The 19475-nt window shown below is 62.9% G+C and carries 13 protein-coding genes and 4 tRNA genes; 3 read left to right on the forward strand and 14 right to left on the reverse strand.

What is annotated here, in order from left to right; translation table 11 throughout:
- Positions 1 to 2 precede the first annotated feature (2 nt).
- Complete coding sequence (leuC, locus tag J4D28_RS05875) at positions 3 to 1421, reverse strand: 3-isopropylmalate dehydratase large subunit (RefSeq protein ID WP_009043027.1); 1419 nt, start codon at positions 1419 to 1421, stop codon at positions 3 to 5.
- 145 nt (positions 1422 to 1566) lie between these two features.
- Between leuC and J4D28_RS05880 the strand changes: the two genes are divergently transcribed.
- From J4D28_RS05880 to J4D28_RS05890, 3 genes are all read left to right on the forward strand, one after another.
- Entirely contained in the window at positions 1567 to 2457 is an 891-nt protein-coding gene (locus J4D28_RS05880; RefSeq protein ID WP_009048097.1) for a LysR family transcriptional regulator, read from the forward strand.
- 81 nt (positions 2458 to 2538) lie between these two features.
- Positions 2539 to 5817 carry an EAL domain-containing protein gene (locus tag J4D28_RS05885; RefSeq protein ID WP_103330841.1) on the forward strand — a complete coding sequence of 1093 codons (3279 nt, stop codon included), beginning with the start codon at positions 2539 to 2541 and terminating at the stop codon, positions 5815 to 5817.
- Between the two features lie 108 nt (positions 5818 to 5925).
- On the forward strand, positions 5926 to 7617 hold the full coding sequence (locus tag J4D28_RS05890) for a molecular chaperone HscC (protein ID WP_103330842.1): 1692 nt from the start codon (positions 5926 to 5928) through the stop codon (positions 7615 to 7617).
- Here the strand turns inward: J4D28_RS05890 and J4D28_RS05895 are convergent.
- The 13 genes from J4D28_RS05895 to uvrB all read right to left on the reverse strand — a co-directional run bounded on the left by J4D28_RS05895 (position 7614) and on the right by uvrB (position 19384).
- Positions 7614 to 10298: a DUF805 domain-containing protein gene (locus tag J4D28_RS05895; protein ID WP_009048094.1), complete on the reverse strand. Its 2685-nt coding sequence runs from the start codon at positions 10296 to 10298 to the stop codon at positions 7614 to 7616. The genes J4D28_RS05890 and J4D28_RS05895 overlap by 4 nt on opposite strands.
- A complete protein-coding gene (locus J4D28_RS05900; RefSeq protein ID WP_009048093.1) occupies positions 10295 to 10993 on the reverse strand; it encodes a DUF1266 domain-containing protein in 699 nt (232 codons plus the stop codon). The genes J4D28_RS05895 and J4D28_RS05900 overlap by 4 nt, the downstream gene beginning before the upstream one ends.
- A gap of 185 nt (positions 10994 to 11178) precedes the next feature.
- Entirely contained in the window at positions 11179 to 11625 is a 447-nt protein-coding gene (locus J4D28_RS05905) for an Hsp20 family protein (RefSeq protein WP_007922004.1), read from the reverse strand.
- A gap of 121 nt (positions 11626 to 11746) precedes the next feature.
- Positions 11747 to 12706 (reverse strand): tRNA-dihydrouridine synthase, encoded by a 960-nt coding sequence (locus J4D28_RS05910; RefSeq protein ID WP_009048092.1) that lies wholly within the window; start codon positions 12704 to 12706, stop codon positions 11747 to 11749.
- A 118-nt stretch (positions 12707 to 12824) separates the two neighbouring features.
- Positions 12825 to 13262 carry a thioesterase family protein gene (locus J4D28_RS05915; RefSeq protein ID WP_009048091.1) on the reverse strand — a complete coding sequence of 146 codons (438 nt, stop codon included), beginning with the start codon at positions 13260 to 13262 and terminating at the stop codon, positions 12825 to 12827.
- Between the two features lie 48 nt (positions 13263 to 13310).
- A complete protein-coding gene (locus J4D28_RS05920; RefSeq protein ID WP_038631269.1) occupies positions 13311 to 14144 on the reverse strand; it encodes an alpha/beta fold hydrolase in 834 nt (277 codons plus the stop codon).
- 29 nt (positions 14145 to 14173) lie between these two features.
- On the reverse strand, positions 14174 to 14713 hold the full coding sequence (locus tag J4D28_RS05925) for a TetR/AcrR family transcriptional regulator (RefSeq protein ID WP_009048089.1): 540 nt from the start codon (positions 14711 to 14713) through the stop codon (positions 14174 to 14176).
- 182 nt (positions 14714 to 14895) lie between these two features.
- Positions 14896 to 14971: transfer RNA gene (locus J4D28_RS05930), tRNA-Glu, on the reverse strand.
- Positions 14972 to 15050: 79 nt separating this feature from the next.
- Positions 15051 to 15126, reverse strand: a tRNA-Ala gene (locus J4D28_RS05935).
- 53 nt (positions 15127 to 15179) lie between these two features.
- Positions 15180 to 15255: transfer RNA gene (locus J4D28_RS05940), tRNA-Glu, on the reverse strand.
- A 78-nt stretch (positions 15256 to 15333) separates the two neighbouring features.
- A tRNA-Ala gene (locus J4D28_RS05945) sits at positions 15334 to 15409 on the reverse strand.
- Between the two features lie 237 nt (positions 15410 to 15646).
- On the reverse strand, positions 15647 to 17128 hold the full coding sequence (gene gltX / locus J4D28_RS05950) for a glutamate--tRNA ligase (protein ID WP_007922014.1): 1482 nt from the start codon (positions 17126 to 17128) through the stop codon (positions 15647 to 15649).
- A gap of 240 nt (positions 17129 to 17368) precedes the next feature.
- Positions 17369 to 19384 (reverse strand): excinuclease ABC subunit UvrB, encoded by a 2016-nt coding sequence (uvrB, locus tag J4D28_RS05955; RefSeq protein WP_007923725.1) that lies wholly within the window; start codon positions 19382 to 19384, stop codon positions 17369 to 17371.
- Positions 19385 to 19475: the final 91 nt, after the last annotated feature.

Here is a 19475-nt window from a genome sequence, read left to right on the forward strand (position 1 = left end):
CCTTAGATCAATTCACGGACGTCGACGAAACGACCGTTGACGGCGGCGGCCGCGGCCATGGCCGGGCTGACCAGGTGAGTACGCCCACCGGCGCCCTGACGACCTTCGAAGTTGCGGTTCGAAGTCGAGGCGCAATGCTCGCCGGACTCCAAACGGTCCGGGTTCATCGCCAGGCACATCGAGCAGCCCGGCTCGCGCCATTCGAAGCCAGCTTCGAGGAAGATCTTGTCCAGGCCTTCCGACTCCGCCTGGGCCTTCACCAGACCCGAACCCGGGACCACGATGGCCTGCTTGATGGTCGAGGCCACCTTGCGGCCCTTGGCGATGACGGCCGCGGCACGCAGGTCTTCGATCCGCGAGTTGGTGCAGGAACCGATGAATACCCGGTCCAGCTGAATGTCAGTAATCGCCTGATTGGCGGTCAAACCCATGTATTTCAAGGCACGGACGATGGAGTCGCGCTTGACCAGGTCCATTTCCTTGGCCGGGTCCGGCACGTTCTGATCGACGGCCAGCACCATCTCGGGCGAAGTGCCCCAGCTGACTTGCGGCTTGATCTGTGCGGCATCCAGCTCGACCACAGTGTCGAACTTGGCGTCGGCGTCGGAGACCAGGTCTTTCCAGGCTTCGACGGCGAGGTCCCATTCCGCGCCCTTGGGTGCGAATGGACGACCCTTGACGTATTCCACGGTCTTTTCGTCCGCCGCCACCAGGCCCACGCGGGCGCCGGCTTCGATGGACATGTTGCAGATGGTCATGCGGCCTTCGACGGACAGGTCGCGAATCGCGCTGCCGGCGAACTCGATGGCATGGCCGTTACCGCCGGCCGTGCCGATCTTGCCGATCACGGCCAGGACGATGTCCTTGGCGGTCACGCCAAATGGCAACTTGCCCTCGACCCGCACCAGCATGTTTTTCATTTTCTTGGCGACCAGGCACTGGGTGGCGAGCACGTGCTCGACCTCGGAGGTGCCGATACCGTGGGCCAGGGCGCCAAAGGCACCGTGGGTCGAGGTATGGGAGTCGCCGCAGACCACGGTCATGCCGGGCAAGGTCGCGCCCTGCTCCGGGCCGATGACGTGAACGATGCCCTGGCGCACGTCGTTCATCTTGAATTCGACGATGCCGTATTCGTCACAGTTGTCATCGAGGGTCTGAACCTGCAAACGCGAGACCTGATCGGCGATGGCGCTGATGCCGCCCTTGCGCTCCGGCGTGGTCGGTACGTTGTGGTCCGGGGTCGCGATGTTGGCATCGATGCGCCAAGGCTTGCGCCCGGCCAGACGCAGGCCTTCGAAGGCTTGCGGCGAAGTCACTTCGTGGATGATGTGACGATCGATATAGATCAGCGCCGAGCCATCGTCGCGCTGCTTGACCAAATGCGAATCCCAGAGCTTGTCGTAGAGCGTTTTGCCGGCCATCAGACGGTTCCTCATCATTTTCTATGCCGCGGGTCTCTGACACCGGTCAATAACCCCTTGGCTTGTGAGGCTGATGCTATGGCGTTACATTAAATAACTCAAATTCATATTTTTTATACTTTGGATAACCAACTGGAATGCGACCATGGACCTGGCCAACCTCAATGCCTTTATCGCGATTGCCGAAACCGGCAGCTTCTCCGGAGCCGGTGAACGCCTGCACCTGACCCAGCCGGCCATCAGCAAGCGCATCGCCGGCCTTGAGCAACAGCTCAATGTGCGGCTGTTCGATCGCCTGGGCCGCGAAGTGGGCCTGACCGAGGCCGGACGCGCCCTACTGCCGCGGGCCTATCAGATCCTCAACGTGCTGGACGACACCCGCCGGGCGCTGACCAACCTGACCGGCGAAGTCACCGGTCGCCTGACCCTGGCGACCAGCCACCATATCGGCCTGCACCGCTTACCGCCCCTGCTGCGCGCCTTTACCCGGCGTTACCCGGAAGTGGCCCTGGACATCCAGTTTCTCGACTCGGAAGTGGCCTACGAAGAGATCCTCCACGGTCGCGCCGAACTGGCGGTGATCACCCTGGCCCCCGAGCCCCATGCGCTGGTCAAGGCCACGCCGGTGTGGAACGACCCGCTGGACTTCGTCGCCGCCCCCGAGCATCCGCTGGTGAGCAACGGCACGGTCAGCCTGGCCGATGTTGCCCTGCATCCGGCGGTATTTCCCGGTGGCAACACCTTTACCCACCATATTGTCCAGCGCCTGTTCGAGGCCCAGGGCCTGACCCCGAACATCGCCATGAGCACTAACTACCTGGAAACCATCAAGATGATGGTGTCCATCGGCCTGGCCTGGAGCGTCTTGCCCCGCACCATGCTCGATGAGCAGGTGGCGCGCATTCCTTTACCGGGCATACAGCTCACTCGCCAGCTAGGCTATATCCTGCATACCGAACGGACGCTGTCGAATGCTGCGCGGGCTTTCATGGCCTTACTGGATGCACAAGTCGATTGGCCAGGGACCAAGGCGTAAGCGTCCCGGCATGACTTATGCCACCTCCTTGATTGCCTGAACCCGCGCCTAACGCTCTTATCAGCCCAAGGCCCGCTGCTCATGCCCAAACCCGCTGACCGTCTACCGCCCATGCCGCGCATTCACGCGCTCGACCCCAAGCAGTCGGAGCAAAGCTGGGAGAGCGCTCCGCAGTTGCTTGCCGCCCTCAATGGCGCACGGCTGGGTGCCTGGTACTGGGACATCGAAAGCGGGCAAATCAGCTGGTCGCGGGGCACCCAGGCGCTGTTTGGCTTCGATCCGCGCCAGCCGCTGCCCAAAGACCTGGAATACCTCGACCTGCTGCCCGAGGAAGATCGCGCCAAAACCATTCGCGCCTTCCATTCGGTGCTGGCCGGCGCGCCGCTGGAGCAGGCGATGCATCACCGCATCCGCTGGCCCGACGGCAGCCTGCACTGGCTGGAAATCAATGGCAGCGTGCTGCCGGACAAGCACGGCAAGCCGCGGATGATCGGAGTGATTCGCGAAATCACCCACCAACGCCAGCGGGAACAGGCCCTCAGCAGCTCGGAAAAACGCTTTGCCACGCTGTTTCACCTGTGCCCGAACATGGTGCTGCTGACCCGCCTGGAAGATGGCCTGATCAGCGAGGCCAACCAGTACTTCGAAATCCTCTTCGGCTGGCCGCTGCAGCACGTCATCGGCCGCACCACCCTCGAACTGGGCCTGTGGGTCGACCCGGAACAACGCGCGCAAATGGTCAAGGCGGTGCAGAAGCGCGGCCAGGCCGCCACCCTCGAGGTGCAACTGCGCGCCAGCAACGGGCAGATTCACGACGGCATCCTCAGCGCCCAGAAAGTCGAGCTGGAAGGCCAGGCCTACCTGCTCAGCACCTTTCTCGACACCAGCGAACGCAAGCGCGCCGAACAGGCCCTCAAGGACAGCCAGGAGCGCCTCGACCTGGCGCTGGACTCGGCCCAGCTCGGCACCTGGGACTGGCACATTCCCAGCGGCATGCTCTACGGCTCGGCCCGCGCCGCACAGCTGCATGGCCTGGAGCCGATGCCGTTCCACGAGTCGTTCGATGCGTTTTTCGAGGGTGTGCCCGACGAAGAGCGCAACAGCATGCGCGATGCCTACCGCAGCCTGCGCGAAGGCCCGGCCGGCAATTATCAGTTGACCTACCGCGTACAGCTGGCCGATGGCTCGTCACGCTTTCTGGAAAGCCGTGCCCGCCTCTACCGCGATGAGCAAGGCAACCCGCTGCGCATGGCCGGGACCTTGCTGGACATCACCGAACAGGTCGAGCGCGAGCAACGCCTGGTGACGTCCGAGGAGAAGTTCGCCAGCCTGTTCCAGGTCAGCCCGGACCCGATCTGCGTCACGCTCCAGGAAACCGGACAGTTCATCGAGATCAACTCCAGCTTCACCCAGACCTTCGGCTGGACCGTCGACGAAGTGCTCAACCGCAGCGCCGACGAAATCGGTCTCTGGGACGATTCCGCGCAGCGCCTGCAACGGGTCGAGCAGGTGATCCGCGAACAGGCGCTGAACAACGTCGCGGTGCTGGTCCGGCACAAGGACGGGCAACCCCTGACCTGCATCATTTCCAGCCGGCAGATCACCGTCGACAAACAACCCTGCATTGTCACCACGCTGCGCGACATCACCCAGCAACAACGCTCCGAGGCCGCGCTCAAGGCCAGCGAAGAGAAGTTCGCCAAGGCGTTCCACTCCAGCCCCGACGCCATCACCATCACCGAGCGCGACACCGGGCGCTACCTGGAGGTCAACGACGGCTTCTGCCGGCTGACCGGTTACCGCGCCGAGGAAGTGATCGGCCGCACCGTGTATCAGGTCGGCATCTGGGCCGAGGAAAAACAGCGTTCGATCCTGCTTGCCGAGCTACAGCTCAAAGGTCGGGTCAATCACCTGGAAATGCTCGGCCGCAACAAGCGCGGAGAGATCCTGACGGTCGAGGTCTCGGTCGAGCCCATCACCCTCAACGAAACCGCCTGCCTGCTGCTCACCGCGCGGGATGTCAGCCTGCTGAAAAATGCCCAGGCACAGATTCGCCACCTGGCCTACCACGACCCGCTGACCAACCTGCCCAACCGCGCGCTACTGATGGATCGCCTGAGCCAGCAGATCGCCCTGCTCAAGCGACACAACCTGCGCGGCGCCCTGCTGTTTCTCGACCTGGACCATTTCAAGCACATCAACGACTCCCTCGGCCATCCGGTGGGCGACACCGTGCTGAAGATCGTCACCGCGCGGCTCGAGGCCAGCGTGCGCATGGAAGACACGGTGGCGCGCCTGGGCGGCGACGAGTTCGTGGTCCTGCTCAGCGGCCTGGAGGGCAGCCGCAGCGAAGTCAGCGAGCAGGTACGGGAGCTGGCCGATACCCTGCGCGAACTGCTGTCCGAGCCGATGTTCCTCGACGGCCAGCGCCTGCAGGTGACCCCGAGCATAGGCGTGGCCCTGATTCCCGACCACGGCTCGACCCCCACCGACCTGCTCAAGCGCGCCGATATCGCGCTGTACCGGGCCAAGGACTCCGGGCGCAACACCACCCAGATGTTCCACAACACCATGCAGAAAGCCGCCAGCGAGCGCCTGCGCATGGAAACCGACCTGCGCCTGGCCCTGTCCCGGGGCGAGTTCAGCCTGCACTTCCAGCCCCAGGTCGACGCCCGCGACAACCGCATCGTCGGCGCCGAAGCCCTGGTGCGCTGGCACCACCCCGAACTGGGGGCGCAATCGCCCACCGAGTTCATCAAGGTCCTGGAAGACAGCGGCCTGATCCTCGAGGTCGGCACCTGGATTCTCGACGAAGCCTGCCAGGCCTTCAGCCAGCTGATCGCCGAAGGTCTGGTGGACCCGTTCGATTTCAGCCTGTGCGTGAACATCAGCCCGCGGCAGTTCCGCCAGAACGACTTCGTCGAGCGCATAGAGCGCAGCCTGAGCCAATACCAACTGCCGTCTTCGCTGCTGAAGCTGGAAATCACCGAAGGCATCGTGATCCAGAACCTGGAAGACACCATCAGCAAGATGCGGCGCCTGAAAAAACTCGGCGTGAGTTTCGCCATGGACGACTTCGGCACCGGTTATTCGTCGCTGACCTACCTCAAGCGCTTGCCGGTGGATGCGCTGAAGATCGACCAGTCCTTCGTCCGCGATGCGACCCACGACCCCAACGACGCGGAGATCGTTCGCGCCATCGTCGCCATGGCCCGCAGCCTGGACTTGAATGTGATCGCCGAAGGCGTGGAAACCGCGGAGCAGCTCGAGTTCCTGCAAGGCCTGGGGTGCCATCTGTATCAGGGTTACCTGCACAGTCGACCGCTGCCGCTGGAGGGCTTGAAAGCCCTGCTGGCCTGAACGGACGACGACACAATCACCAGCCTGACAGATCAACGGGACAGCAATTGCCAGTGTCTGGCGCAACCTGTAGGGTCGCGTTTTTTGTGACGCCCCACGAGATCGATCATGCAGGATGCAACCCTCCCCCGCCCGGCCCTGCTGGGCATTGACCTTGGCACCACCAACAGCCTGATCGCCGTCTGGCAGGACGGCCGCGCCCAGTTGATCCCCAACGCCCTCGGCGATGTCCTCACCCCGTCGGTGGTCAGCCTCGATGAAGACGACAGCATCCTGGTGGGCAAAGCCGCGCGGGCCCGCCTGACAACCCACCCGGAACGCACGGTCGCCACCTTCAAGCGCTTCATGGGCAGCGACAAGCGCCTCGAACTGGGCGGCCGGTCGTTCAGCCCGGAAGAACTCTCGGCGCTGGTGATCGGCTCGCTCAAACAGGATGCCGAAGCCTTTCTCGGCCATCCGGTGCAGGAAGCGGTGATTTCGGTGCCGGCCTACTTCAGCGACGAACAACGCAAGCGCACTCTATTCGCCGCCGAACTGGCGGGCCTGACGGTGTCGCGGCTGATCAACGAACCGACCGCGGCCGCCATGGCCTACGGGCTGCATGAACAGAAGTTCGAACGCACGCTGATCTTCGACCTGGGCGGCGGCACCTTCGATGTCACGGTGCTGGAATACGCACTGCCGCTGATTGAAGTGCACGCCTCCACGGGCGACAACTTCCTGGGCGGCGAAGACTTTACCGAGGCCTTGTTGCAGGCCTGCCTCAAGGACTGGCAACTCACCCCGGCGCAGATCGACGCGCAGGGCATGGCCAGCCTGGGTGACGCCCTGGAGCAGCTCAAGTGCAAACTCGCCGACGGCACTCAGTCACTCAGTTGGCGTCATGGGGACCGGTCATATGAATGGACCCTGGACGAAGCGCTGGCGCTGAAGATCTGGGAGCCGCTGCTGGCCCGCTTGCGAGCACCCATCGAGCAGGCCCTGCGCGATGCCCGCCTAAAGCCCCGTGACCTCGACAGCCTGGTGCTGGTGGGCGGCGCCACCCGGATGCCGGCGGTGCAGCAAATGGTCGCCACGCTCTTTGGGCGCCTGCCTTACCGCCACCTCGATCCGGATACGATTGTCGCGCTGGGCGCCGCCACCCAGGCCGCCTGCAAGGCCCGGGACGGGGCCATCGAGGAACTGATCCTGACCGACGTCTGCCCCTACACCCTGGGGATTTCGACCAGTCGCGGCGAACAGGTCAGTGGAGCCTTTTCGCCGATCATCGAACGCAATACGGTGATCCCGACGTCACGGGTGCAGCAGTTCTACACCACGCACCCGCACCAGGCGTTTATCCGCATTGCGGTGTATCAGGGCGAGCGGCCCTGGGTGCGGGACAATATTTTCATTGATTCCTTCGACGTGCCCCTGACGCCCAGCGAACAGATCCAGTCCCTGGACGTACGCTTCAGCTATGACATCAATGGCCTGCTCGAAGTCGACGTCACCCTGCTGGCCAGCGGCGAACGCCATAGCCACAGCATCGACCGCAGCCCCACCGGGCTCGATGCGCAATCCCGGCAGGCCAGCCATGAGCGGCTGACCGCGCTGAAAATCCATCCTCGCGACGCCCTGCCCAACCGCACGCTGCTGGCACGGCTGGAACGGGCGTGGGCGCAAAGCCTGGGCGACGAGCGCGAACAGATCGCCGACTGGCTGGGCACCTTCACCGCCGTGCTCGGCGGCCAGCAACCGACGGAGATTGCCAGCCATCGAACCCAGCTGAACAAGGCGCTGGATCAACTGCGCCTCTAGCCGTCGAGCCGCCGCAAGCAGGCCTGCAAACCGCCAGGCAGCGCGTCTTCAGCAGCGCTGTCCGGCGGTACGCCATAGCGGTTGGGCAGTTTGTCGCCAGGAAAGGCGAACAGAATCAGCGCCAGGAATGGAAAGAACACCGACAGACCGCCCAGCACCAGCAAGGTCGGGATGCCACGGCCTATGTCATGCAGACGGCGCAGCATCGCCCCGAGCAAAAACACAGTGCCCAGCAACGACACAACGATCGCGGACAGCGATGTGCCGCTGAATAACGCGGCCAGCGGCGTGACCAGCACAGCGCCCAGCACCTGCCAGAAGAACGCTCCACGCCCCAGCCGTGTACCCAGTCGCCAGAAAGCCGTGGCCGGCGTCGGACGGCTGTCGCCCTTGGCCAGCAGCAGACGCTCGCTCCAGGACAGCAGCGCGCTGAAGGCAAAGCGCAGGCCGAGTCCGTGTTCCGGGTTGTCCTTGGCCCGCTGCATGCGCAGCAGCACTTTCTGCCGAGGCACACCGGCACTGCCATAACGCACCAGCCCCTTGAGCACATCGAGGGCCAGGTAAAAGGCCTCGCTGTCGATCCCTTCGTCTTCGGCCAGCGTCTGATGCGGCGGCCGTGGCGGCTCGCCCTTGATCAGGCCGTGGCGGAAGCCGTCGAACCAGTCCTGGGGGTTGGTGATTTCGGTAATCCGGTCGAGCAGGTATCGACGCTGCTGCGCATCGATCACCGGGTCGTGATACAGCACGCCACTCAAGAGCATGCGCCCGAGCAAATCGTCCGCGAAGGCCGGCAGGTCACCGCGCAGGCATGCAAACAGGCGCTCATTGCTCAACAACCGCACACTGTCGAGCGCTTCCTGGACGCCAAGCAACTGCCGGTCGAGCAAGGCATGCAGCGGATCGTCCAATTGCAGCCAGCCGAGCAAAGCGCTCAGGTCGCCCTGTTCGCGCTGCAACTGGGCAAGCTGCGGCTGCAGCCGGCTGAGCGGATGGGACGGATTGAGCGCCAGACGCGCCAGACACTGCGAGTCGATCAATTGCCACCAGCGTTCCGGCTGCTCCAGCAATACCATCAGGAACAGCGTATGGGTGTACCAGTGCCAGAGCGCCTCGCCCGTCCCTGGTGGCGGCAACACGACGCCGCGCTGGCTCAGTTGCAGCAGCAGGTTCAGTTCCGACAGATCGCTCGCGGCATCGGTATCGCTCAATTCGAAAGACTCGGCGATACGCTCCAGGGCGGCATGACCGTAAGGGCGCAATCGGCGCAGCCACAAACGGCAGATCTGGTGCGGCTCACCGGTTGTCAGCGCATCGGCCAGTTGCACCGAAGCAGCCCCCTCATCGATGAAGGTCTTCATCGCCAACGGAATCGGCGCCTGGTTCAACCAGCGCAAGTGCTGCCCGGCCTGGTCCTTGAACCCGCTCAGCACCAGGGCTTCGAGGGCATCCAGCGGCTGCGGTTCGTCCAGCACCTGTTGTAACAGCTCTGCTGCGCCACGGTGCAAGGCCCAGGCATGCCGGTACAGGCGCAACAACCGGGTATCGGTGTTCTGGCCAAGCAACTGCGCCAGCAAGGGCAACTCGTCACCACTCATCCGCCAATCGATAAAGGCCTGCGCCAACCCCTGCAGCTCGAGCCGGCCAACGCCGAGCCAACGGATCAGCGTCTCGGGACGTTGTGACGGGCTGCCGTATTCCTGGGTGACGTGGGCGAGATCGGTGGACCAGTCGCTGAAGTTCTCCAGACGATCAAAGGCCTGAATCAGCAGCGGCAAAAAGTCCGGCTGACGTTTGGCGCACAGCGCCAGCAATTGGCTCTCGGCCTTGGGATGACGATGCTCCTGCCACAGCCGGACCCAGCAAGGCAACGCCTGATCGTCCAGCCCCAGCAGGCTGTTCTGGCACGCCAACAGGTACAGCCAGTCCACATCATCCGGCGCTTCGCGCTGCTGCTCGATGCACAACTGCAGCAGCCCCTGGCCACCGATGCCGGCCTGGGTGAATTGCACCAGCAGGCGCTTGATGAACACTGCATCGTTCGGTAACGGCAGGCAGGTGTGTTGGCTGGCGAAGTCTTCGTACTCGTGGAGCGGTCGCCGGTCGAAGATGAAGTCGAGACTGCGCGCGAACCACAGGCTTTCGGTCTGCGCCGGTTCCGACCAACTCCCCATCAGCGCCGTATCGAATGGGTCCGGGGCCTTGATCCGGTTCAGATAGTCCTCGACATGCCGGGCCTGATCGAAACCCAGCTCCAGCAACTGATGCTCCCAGCCCATGCGCTGGGCCAGCAGGCCCGCGCAACGGTAGGAAAGCGGCCCGGCGTTGGCCGTCCGCTGGAACAACTCCCAGCGCAAGTCATCGAGCAGGCCGAGCGGCAGTTGATCCAGCGCCTTGATAAAAGCCTGCCAGGCATCGGGATCGAAGCGGCGAGCCGGATCATTCAGCAGCGCATCAAAATCGAGGATGGCTTGCGCAGGCGCAGGCTCGCTCTCCTGCGACGCCTCAAGCTCCTGCTCGTTGTCACGCACCAGCCGCAGAGCACTTTCGTAGGCCTGGCGCAGCGCCTGGAACCCTTCCGGATCGGTCTCCGGGTGATGCTCCGGCAGACGGGCCCGATAGGCATTGCGAATCAGCGTTTCATCGGTGGTAGGGTCGATGCCCAGCTTTATCCAGCAACTCATGACCAGTCGAACTCCTCTAGCGACGCCGGACGCTGCGGCAAGTCGAGATCCAGGTGCCAAGGCAAGTCCGCCAGACAATCCGCCATGTTTTCAGCGAGCCCGCGGGCAATCATCTGGCTGAGGGGGTTCTCCCCCTGTCGATCCAGCTCGTAAGCCAGTTCGTCATCGCTATTGCCCTGGCACCCCCAGAACGCGCGGCCAGCGAGGAATCCATTGAAATAAGCGAACCAACTGCCGTAGTGGTATTGCGCCCTGACCGCCAGCCGGCCGTGCAACCACAGGCTCTCGGCCAGATCGATCCACTGGTTGCGCACACCGCAACGCAAGAGAAACCCCATGCGCCCGTAATCCCAGGCCAGGATCCCACCCGGGCCACAAGCACCAAAGGTACGGCTGGCGAACTGGTGCAGGATGCGTTCACGGGGTTCGAGCGTCTCGAGCAGGGCCTGCCATTCGCTCGGCAGATAACGCTGCCAGGCGCGATACGCGTCGTCGAGGTGGGTGGCATGACCGTTGTCAGTCATCTTTTCCAGCATGCCCAGCAACTGCCGTCGGTCACTGATGCCCCAACTGCCTTGCAGGTCGATGGATTCCGGGCTGGGGTAGAACGCGGGGTTGTCGTATCCGGCGCGAGGGTTGAGCGCAACCATCGGCGCAGAGAGGCTCCACAGCCAGCGCTGTTGTATCTCGTCCATGAAAAAGGCTCCAGGCCGACCGGTGAGGAATGGGGGTCGGCAAAACTGCGGCGGATTGTAGAGAAAGCGCCACTACGCGGCAAAGGCGAACGATGATTTTCCCGGGCATAAAAAAGGCCCCGACTGGTCGGGGCCTTTTTCAGCGACTCAGCGCTTGATCACACGCTGGTGTGGCGGCGCAGGGATCAATGCTGCAGGGCTGGCTTCTGCGTCCCGTTGATCGGGATGCGCTTGGCTTTCGCTTCTTCCGGGATCACCCGCAACAGGTCGATGCTCAACAGACCGTTGCTCAGGCCGGCGGCCTTGATCTCGATGTGATCGGCCAGGCGGAAGGACAGCTTGAACGCACGCTGGGCGATGCCCTGGTGCAGGAAGGTGACGCCTTCGTTCGCGTCACGCTTGCCGCCACTGATGGTCAGCACGCCCTTCTCGACTTGCAGCTCCAGGTCTTCTTCCTGGAAACCGGCGGCGGCCACGACGATGCGGTACTGGTCGTCACCGTGCTTTTCGACGTTGTAGGGCGGATAGGTGCTGCCTGGCTCATTGCGCAGGGCGGTTTCGAACAGGTCGTTGAAACGGTCGAAACCCACCGAGGAACGGAACAGTGGCGCGAGGGAAAATGCAGTACTCATGGTTCAAATCTCCTGAAAACAATCAGCAAGTTTTTTTGTCTCCGCGACCCGAATTCGGCATCGCGTAACCCTTAGATAGGGACCGCCGATTGCATTTCAAGAGACTTTTTGCAGATTTTTTTCAGGCCGCCTCGGCCACTGGCAAGCCGAGCAAACGCGAGACTTGATCCGGCTCGGTTTCACGGCGCAGGACGGTAAACAGCTCCACCGCCTCGGGATAATTGCGGGTCAGCATCGCCAGCCATTGCTTCAGGCGACCCGGCGATTGGCGAGCGGTCATCTGTGCCTTGGCTTGCAACCAGAAGTCCTGGATCAGCGGCATCAGCTCGGCCCAGGTCATCTCAACGACTTCCTCGCCGGCACGTGCGGCGGCGATCTGTTTGGCCAGGTCCGGACGCGACACCAGGCCACGACCGAGCATGATGTCTTCGACGCCGCTGATTTCCCGGCAGCGGCGCCAGTCTTCGACGCTCCAGATATCGCCGTTGGCGAACACCGGCACCTTGACTACGTCCTGCACCCGTGGAATCCACTCCCAGTGCGCCGGCGGCTTGTAGCCGTCGACCTTGGTCCGCGCATGCACCACGATATGTTCCGCGCCACCTTCGGCCAACGCCGTGGCGCACACCAGCGAGCCATCCGGGCTGTCGAAGCCGAGGCGCATCTTGGCGGTCACCGGGATATGCGCAGGCACGGCACGCCGCACATGCTCGACGATCTGGTTGAGCAGCTCCGGCTCCTTGAGCAGCACCGCCCCGCCCCGGGATTTGTTGACGGTCTTGGCCGGGCAGCCGAAGTTCAGGTCGATGACTTCGGAACCGAGCTCGCAGGCCAGGGCGGCGTTTTCCGCCAGGCACACCGGATCGGAACCCAGCAGTTGCACCCGCAGCGGCACGCCGGACGCGGTCCGCGCGCCATTCAACAACTCGGGGCCGAACTTGTGGAAATAGGCCGGCGTAAGCAACTGGTCGTTGACCCGGATGAACTCGGTCACGCACCAGTCGATACCACCGACCCGGGTCAGCACATCCCGCAGGATGTCATCGACCAACCCCTCCATGGGCGCCAAAGCAATTTGCATGAATCACACTCAACGTAAAACGCGATAAAAAACGTGCGGCAGTTTACTGGGTTTCGCCGGGGAGCAGGTATTTCAACAGGTGGATGGTCACCGGCGGCGATGAAGCCATGCCGAAAGCTCAGCTCGCGCCTTGCAACGCCGGCCCATAACCTTCAAGAAATTCCGCCGGCATGCGCTTGGGCTTGCCGCTGGACAGCTCGATGCAGACAAAGGTGGTCTGGGCCCGCAGCAAGGTGGTGCCGTCGCTCGGACGCACCAGCTGGAAGCGCCGCGACATCTTCAGGCGCTGGTCCCAATCGACGATCCAGGTCGCCAGTTGCAGCTCGTCGCCTTCATAGGCCGCCGCCAGGTAGTCGATCTCGTGGCGTACCACCGCCATGGCCCGATCCAGGCGGCGGTACTCGCTCAGGTCCAGGCCCAGGCGCTGGGAATGACGCCAGGCGCAACGCTCGAGCCAGGTGACATACACCGCGTTGTTGGCATGCCCCAAGCCGTCGATGTCTTCGGCACCCACCTGCAGATCGATGATAAATGGCGTTGCCAGATCCCAGCCCATGCCCCACTCCCGGTCAGATTATTCGACCGGGGCAGTGTAACGGATTGCTCAGGCGGATTGGCGCGCTTGCAGGCTGCGGCCGGCCAACAGCGTCAGCACGCCCTCGATCACACGTGGGTCGGCCAATACGCGCTGATGCCCACCTTCCTTGAGGCGCAACAAGCGGCTGTCGAACCAGGCCTCGTGGATCAGATCGGATTCCTTGACCGGGACAAAGTTGTCGTCTTCGGCATGCACGATCAACCCGGGCATATCCAACTGGTAGTGCGCGACATCCATGGCCGCGGCGCGCATGCCGACATCCTGCTCCACCTGGCGGATAAAGGCCGAGCGCGCTTTGGGCGGCAGGCGCACATAACGGGCGAAACCGCGCAATACACCGAGTATCCGCGCCGGGGCGGCGATGCTGACCAGGGTCTCGGTACGCAAGCCCAGTTGCACCGCCAGCATGGCGCTGGCGCCCCCCATGGAATGGCCGATGACTGCGCGCAGCGGCGGCAACTCCGCGGCGGCTTCGAGCATGGCCCGGGCAAACAGCATCACATTGGCCTCGTGACCGGGAGAACGTCCGTGAGCGGGACCATCCAGCGCCACGACGCTGTAACCGGCGCCCACCAGTGCATCGATCAGGCTGGCGAATTGCGTCGGGCGCCCTTCCCAGCCATGCATCAGCAGCACCGCCGGCCCCTGGCCCCAGCGCAATGCCGAGAGCCCGAACCGCAGGGTGATGCGCTCCGAACGCGCCAGCAGCGGCAGCTCCCAGTCACGCGGCAGCCGCTCGCGCGGCGTCATGAATGCCAGCCGCATCTTGCTGGCGACCAGCGTTGGTGCAACCCAGCCCAAGGTGCCATTAACGCCACGAACCCAACTTAACGTGCTCATCGCTCCTCTCCTCAGGCCAGCGCCTCAGGTCATAGCACCGCCGACTTGGCAGCGCGCAGTAAACGGTCCGACAGCTCACCGGCTCCCAGCGCCCGGGCCAGGGACAAGCCACCCACCATCAGGGCCAGGTCGGCCAGGGCCTTGTCGATGTCTTCAGGCGTGGTCGCCAACTGAGCCAGCATCAGCTCGATGTGTTCATTCAGGACTCTTCGGAAATCATCCGGCAGGCGCCCCATCTCACCGACCGATGCGGGGATCGGGCAAGCCTGCTCGGTGGAATCGCGGTGTTTGCGCGACAGGTAGAACGCCGCCACCAGCGCTCGCCGCTCTTCGCCGGTCAACGACGCATCCATATCGGCGATCAGGCCCCGGCGCTGGGCCAGCAATTGGCTGAACGCTTCCAGCATCAGCGCGTCCTTGCTTTCGAAATGCGCGTAGAAGCCACCGACCGTCAGGCCCGCGGCGCCCATCACTTCGCCCACGCTCGGCTCGGCCGGGCCACGTTGCACCAGCGCGGAGCTGGCGGCCTGGAGAATGCGTTCGCGGGTTTGAGCTTTTTTATCGTTCATCGTTGCCTCCGAATATTACGATCAAAATATTATTCTCATAATAAATTTTCGCAAGTCGTTAGTGTGACCGCCGGTCAGAAGAACAGTGTGGGGAGAAAGGGAGAATTGGCCAAACGCCAGACAAACAAAAGGGCCATTCAATAATTGAATGACCCTTATAAATCCCGCAGAGCGGGTAATCGTGGCGTCCCCTAGGGGACTCGAACCCCTGTTACCGCCGTGAAAGGGCGGTGTCCTAGGCCACTAGACGAAGGGGACACAAACCCTTCTATACAACTGATCAGTGCTGAGATCTGATCGATTCAAGGCCGGTGTGGCCAAACCTTGAACTGTAAATTGGTGGAGCTAGACGGGATCGAACCGTCGACCTCTTGCATGCCATGCAAGCGCTCTCCCAGCTGAGCTATAGCCCCGGATTTTTCGCCTCGCGGCGGAGCGACATCTTGCAACATCGCTTCTGTAAAACTGGCGTCCCCTAGGGGACTCGAACCCCTGTTACCGCCGTGAAAGGGCGGTGTCCTAGGCCACTAGACGAAGGGGACGCAAACCCTTCTAACAACTGATCAGTGCTGAGAACTGATCGATTCAAGGCCGGTGTGGCCAAACCTTGAACTGTAAATTGGTGGAGCTAGACGGGATCGAACCGTCTACCTCTTGCATGCCATGCAAGCGCTCTCCCAGCTGAGCTATAGCCCCTCATCGTTGATGTCATCGCTGAGGACGGGGCGAATCTTAAGGGCGTATCGGAAGGCTGTCAAATTTTTTTTCAGCTTTTTTTAAAAAAATTTGCCGGCATAACAATCACTTACCGCCCTCCCCCGTAAATCCGGGGCTTTTGCGGACCGTTGTGCCCTCCGCCAACGACCGCAATTTCACTTCTTGCACAGTTTCGCGGGAGCCAGCGTGCCGGCTCCCGCGAATCAGAGTGCTGAATCAGGCGATCGCGCCCAGCAGTTTTTCCCACTCTTTGTTTTCTTTCTTCGACACGCCACCCAGCAGGTCGATGGCCTGGCGCAGGCGGAAACGGGTCAGGTCCGGCCCCAGGATTTCCATGGCATCGAGCACCGAGACCGAACTGGCCTGACCGGTGATCGCGGCGAACATCAGCGGCATGGCATCACGCAGCTTCAGCTCCAGGGATTCGACCACGGCCTGGATGGTCGCGGTGATGCTGTCCTTTTCCCACTGACGCAGGCTTTCCAGCTTCCACAGGATCAGTTGCATCAGCTGCCGTACCTGGTCGCCCGACAGTTTCTTCGACTCGAACAGCTTGGCATCCGGGGTCACGCCACCGGCGAAGAAGAACCCGGCCAGCGGTGCGATCTGGCTGAAGGTTTCCACCCGGCCTTGCACGTGCGGCGCGATCTTCATCAGGTATTCAGGGTTCAGCGCCCAGGTCTGCACGCGGCTGGCGAACTCTTCCACCGGCAGGTCGCGCAGCCACTGGCCATTGAGCCACGACAGTTTCTCGATATCGAAGATCGGTCCGCCCAGGGAGACGCGCGACAGGTCGAAGTTGTCGACCATTTCCTGCAGCGAGAACTTCTCGCGCTCGTCCGGCATCGACCAGCCCATGCGGCCCAGGTAGTTGAGCATGGCTTCCGGCATGAAGCCCATGCGCTCGTAGAAGGTCACCGAGGTCGGGTTCTTGCGCTTGGACAGCTTGCTCTTGTCCGGGTTACGCAGCAGCGGCATGTAGCACAGCTGCGGCTGTTCCCAGCCGAAATACTCGTAGAGCAGAATCAGCTTCGGCGCCGAAGGCAGCCATTCTTCGCCACGCAACACGTGGGTGATGCCCATCAGGTGGTCGTCGACCACGTTGGCCAGGAAGTAGGTCGGCAGGCCATCGGTCTTCATCAGCACCTGCATGTCCATGCGATCCCACGGGATCTCGACATCGCCACGCAGCATGTCCGGCACCACGCAGACGCCTTCGCTCGGCACCTTCATGCGGATCACATGCGGTTCGCCAGCGGCCAGGCGGCGGGCGACCTCTTCCTTGGACAGCAGCAGCGCGCGGCCGTCGTAACGTGGCGTCTCGCCACGGGCCATCTGCTCGGCGCGCATCTGGTCCAGCTCTTCGGCGGTGCAGAAGCACGGGAAGGCATGGCCCATGTCGACCAGCTGCTGGGTGTACTTCTGGTAGATCTCGCTACGCTCGCTCTGCCGGTAAGGGCCGTGCGGGCCGCCCACGTCCGGGCCTTCGCTCCAGTTGATGCCCAACCAGCGCAAGGCGTCGAAAATCTGCTGTTCGGACTCGCGGGTCGAACGCAGTTGATCGGTGTCTTCGATGCGCAGGATGAACTCACCGCCGTGCTGCTTGGCGAAGCAGTAGTTGAACAAGGCGATGTAAGCGGTACCTACGTGGGGATCCCCGGTAGGCGATGGCGCGATGCGCGTGCGGACGGTGGTCATGGCATGTCTCGGAAAGAATATGAAAAGCGAAGATCAAACAAGAGGCGAATGGTAACAGGCGATGCCGGCCCCGCTCCAGTGAGCAGGGCATTTAAGCCAAGGTCGGGGCTAATCGAAACGAATCTGTAGCCGCTGCCGCAGGCTGCGATAGGTCCGCAGGACCTCCAGCGATTTCAAGAATGCCAAGGCCGTAAGGGCCGATCGCAGCCTGCGGTAGCGGCTACAGGCAGCAATTGCAGATCAGACCGTCAGCAAACGCTCGCGCAGCTTGCCGATTTCGTCGCGCATCTGCGCCGCGGCTTCGAACTCCAGGTCGCGGGCCAGTTGGTACATCTTCTCTTCGAGCTGGCGGATGCGCTTGGTGATCTCGCTGGGCGAACGCAGTTCGTTTTCGTAGCGGGCATTTTCCTCGGCGGCCTTGGCCATGCCCTTGCGCTTCTTGCTGCGCGAACCGGGCACGGTGGCGCCTTCCATGATGTCGGCGACGTCCTTGAACACGCCTTTGGGGGTGATGCCATTGGCCAGGTTGAAGGCGATCTGCTTGTCGCGACGGCGCTCGGTCTCGCCGATCGCCCGTTCCATGGAGCCGGTGATGCGGTCGGCGTAGAGAATCGCCCGGCCGTTGAGGTTACGCGCGGCACGACCGATGGTCTGGATCAACGAGCGCTCGGAACGCAGGAAACCTTCCTTGTCCGCATCGAGAATCGCCACCAGCGACACTTCCGGCATGTCCAGGCCTTCGCGCAGCAGGTTGATCCCCACCAGCACATCGAAGGTGCCCAGGCGCAGGTCGCGAATGATCTCGACCCGCTCCACGGTGTCGATGTCCGAGTGCAGATAACGCACACGCACGCCGTGATCGGCGAGGTAATCGGTCAGGTCCTCGGCCATGCGCTTGGTCAGGGTGGTCACCAGGACCCGCTCTTCCACGGCCACGCGCTTGGTGATTTCCGACAACAGGTCATCGACCTGGGTCAGCGCCGGACGCACTTCCACCTGCGGGTCGACCAGGCCGGTGGGGCGAACCACCTGCTCGACCACCCGGCCGGCATGTTCGGCTTCATAGTTGCCCGGCGTGGCCGAGACAAAAATGGTCTGCGGGCTGACCCCTTCCCATTCGTCGAAGCGCATCGGCCGGTTGTCCAGCGCCGAGGGCAGGCGGAAGCCGTACTCCACCAGGGTTTCCTTGCGCGAACGGTCGCCTTTGTACATGGCGCCGACCTGCGGCACGCTGACGTGGGACTCGTCGATCACCAGCAAGGCGTCCGCCGGCAGGTAGTCGTACAGGGTCGGTGGCGCCGCCCCGGCCGGCCGTCCGGACAGGTAGCGCGAGTAGTTTTCAATGCCGTTGCAGTAGCCCAGCTCGAGGATCATCTCCAGGTCGAAACGGGTGCGCTGCTCCAGGCGCTGGGCTTCCACCAGCTTGTTGTTGCTGCGCAGGTATTCCAGGCGTTCCTGCAGCTCGACCTTGATCCCCTCGATGGCATCCAGCAGGGTTTCCCGCGGCGTCACGTAGTGGCTCTTGGGATAGAAGGTGAAACGCGGCAGCTTGCGGATCACTTCGCCGGTCAGCGGGTCAAAGGCAGAGATGCTTTCCACCTCGTCATCGAACAGCTCGATGCGGATCGCTTCCAGGTCGGATTCCGCCGGGTAGATATCGATCACATCACCACGCACGCGGAAGGTGGCGCGGGCAAAATCCATGTCGTTGCGGGTGTATTGCAGGTCGGCCAGGCGGCGCAGCAAGGCGCGCTGGTCGAGCTTGTCGCCGCGATCGACGTGCAACACCATCTTCAGATAGGTTTCCGGGCTGCCCAGGCCGTAGATGCAGGACACCGTGGTGACGATGATCGCGTCCTTGCGCTCCAGCAGCGCCTTGGTCGCCGACAGACGCATCTGCTCGATATGGTCGTTGATCGAGGCGTCCTTCTCGATAAAGGTGTCGGAGGACGGCACATAGGCTTCCGGCTGGTAGTAGTCGTAGTAGGAAACGAAGTACTCCACCGCGTTGTTCGGGAAGAACGCCTTGAACTCGCCGTACAGCTGCGCGGCCAGGGTCTTGTTCGGCGCCAGCACCAGGGTCGGGCGCTGCACCTGGGCGATCACGTTGGCGATGCTGAAGGTCTTGCCCGAGCCGGTCACACCGAGCAGCGTCTGGTGCGCCAACCCGGCCTCGATGCCCTCGACCATCAGGCGGATGGCTTCCGGCTGATCGCCGGCGGGCTGGAAGCGGGTGACTAGCTGGAATTCAGACATAACGTACCTCTGGGTTCACTCCAGCACGACGCCGCCGCACAGGAACGAGAAAGACCGCAAACGACGAGTGTCGCAGGGAAAATACTGGATT

The sequence above is a fragment of the Pseudomonas sp. GW531-T4 genome (genome assembly GCF_017349615.1).
GTDB lineage: Bacteria > Pseudomonadota > Gammaproteobacteria > Pseudomonadales > Pseudomonadaceae > Aquipseudomonas > Aquipseudomonas chlororaphis_I.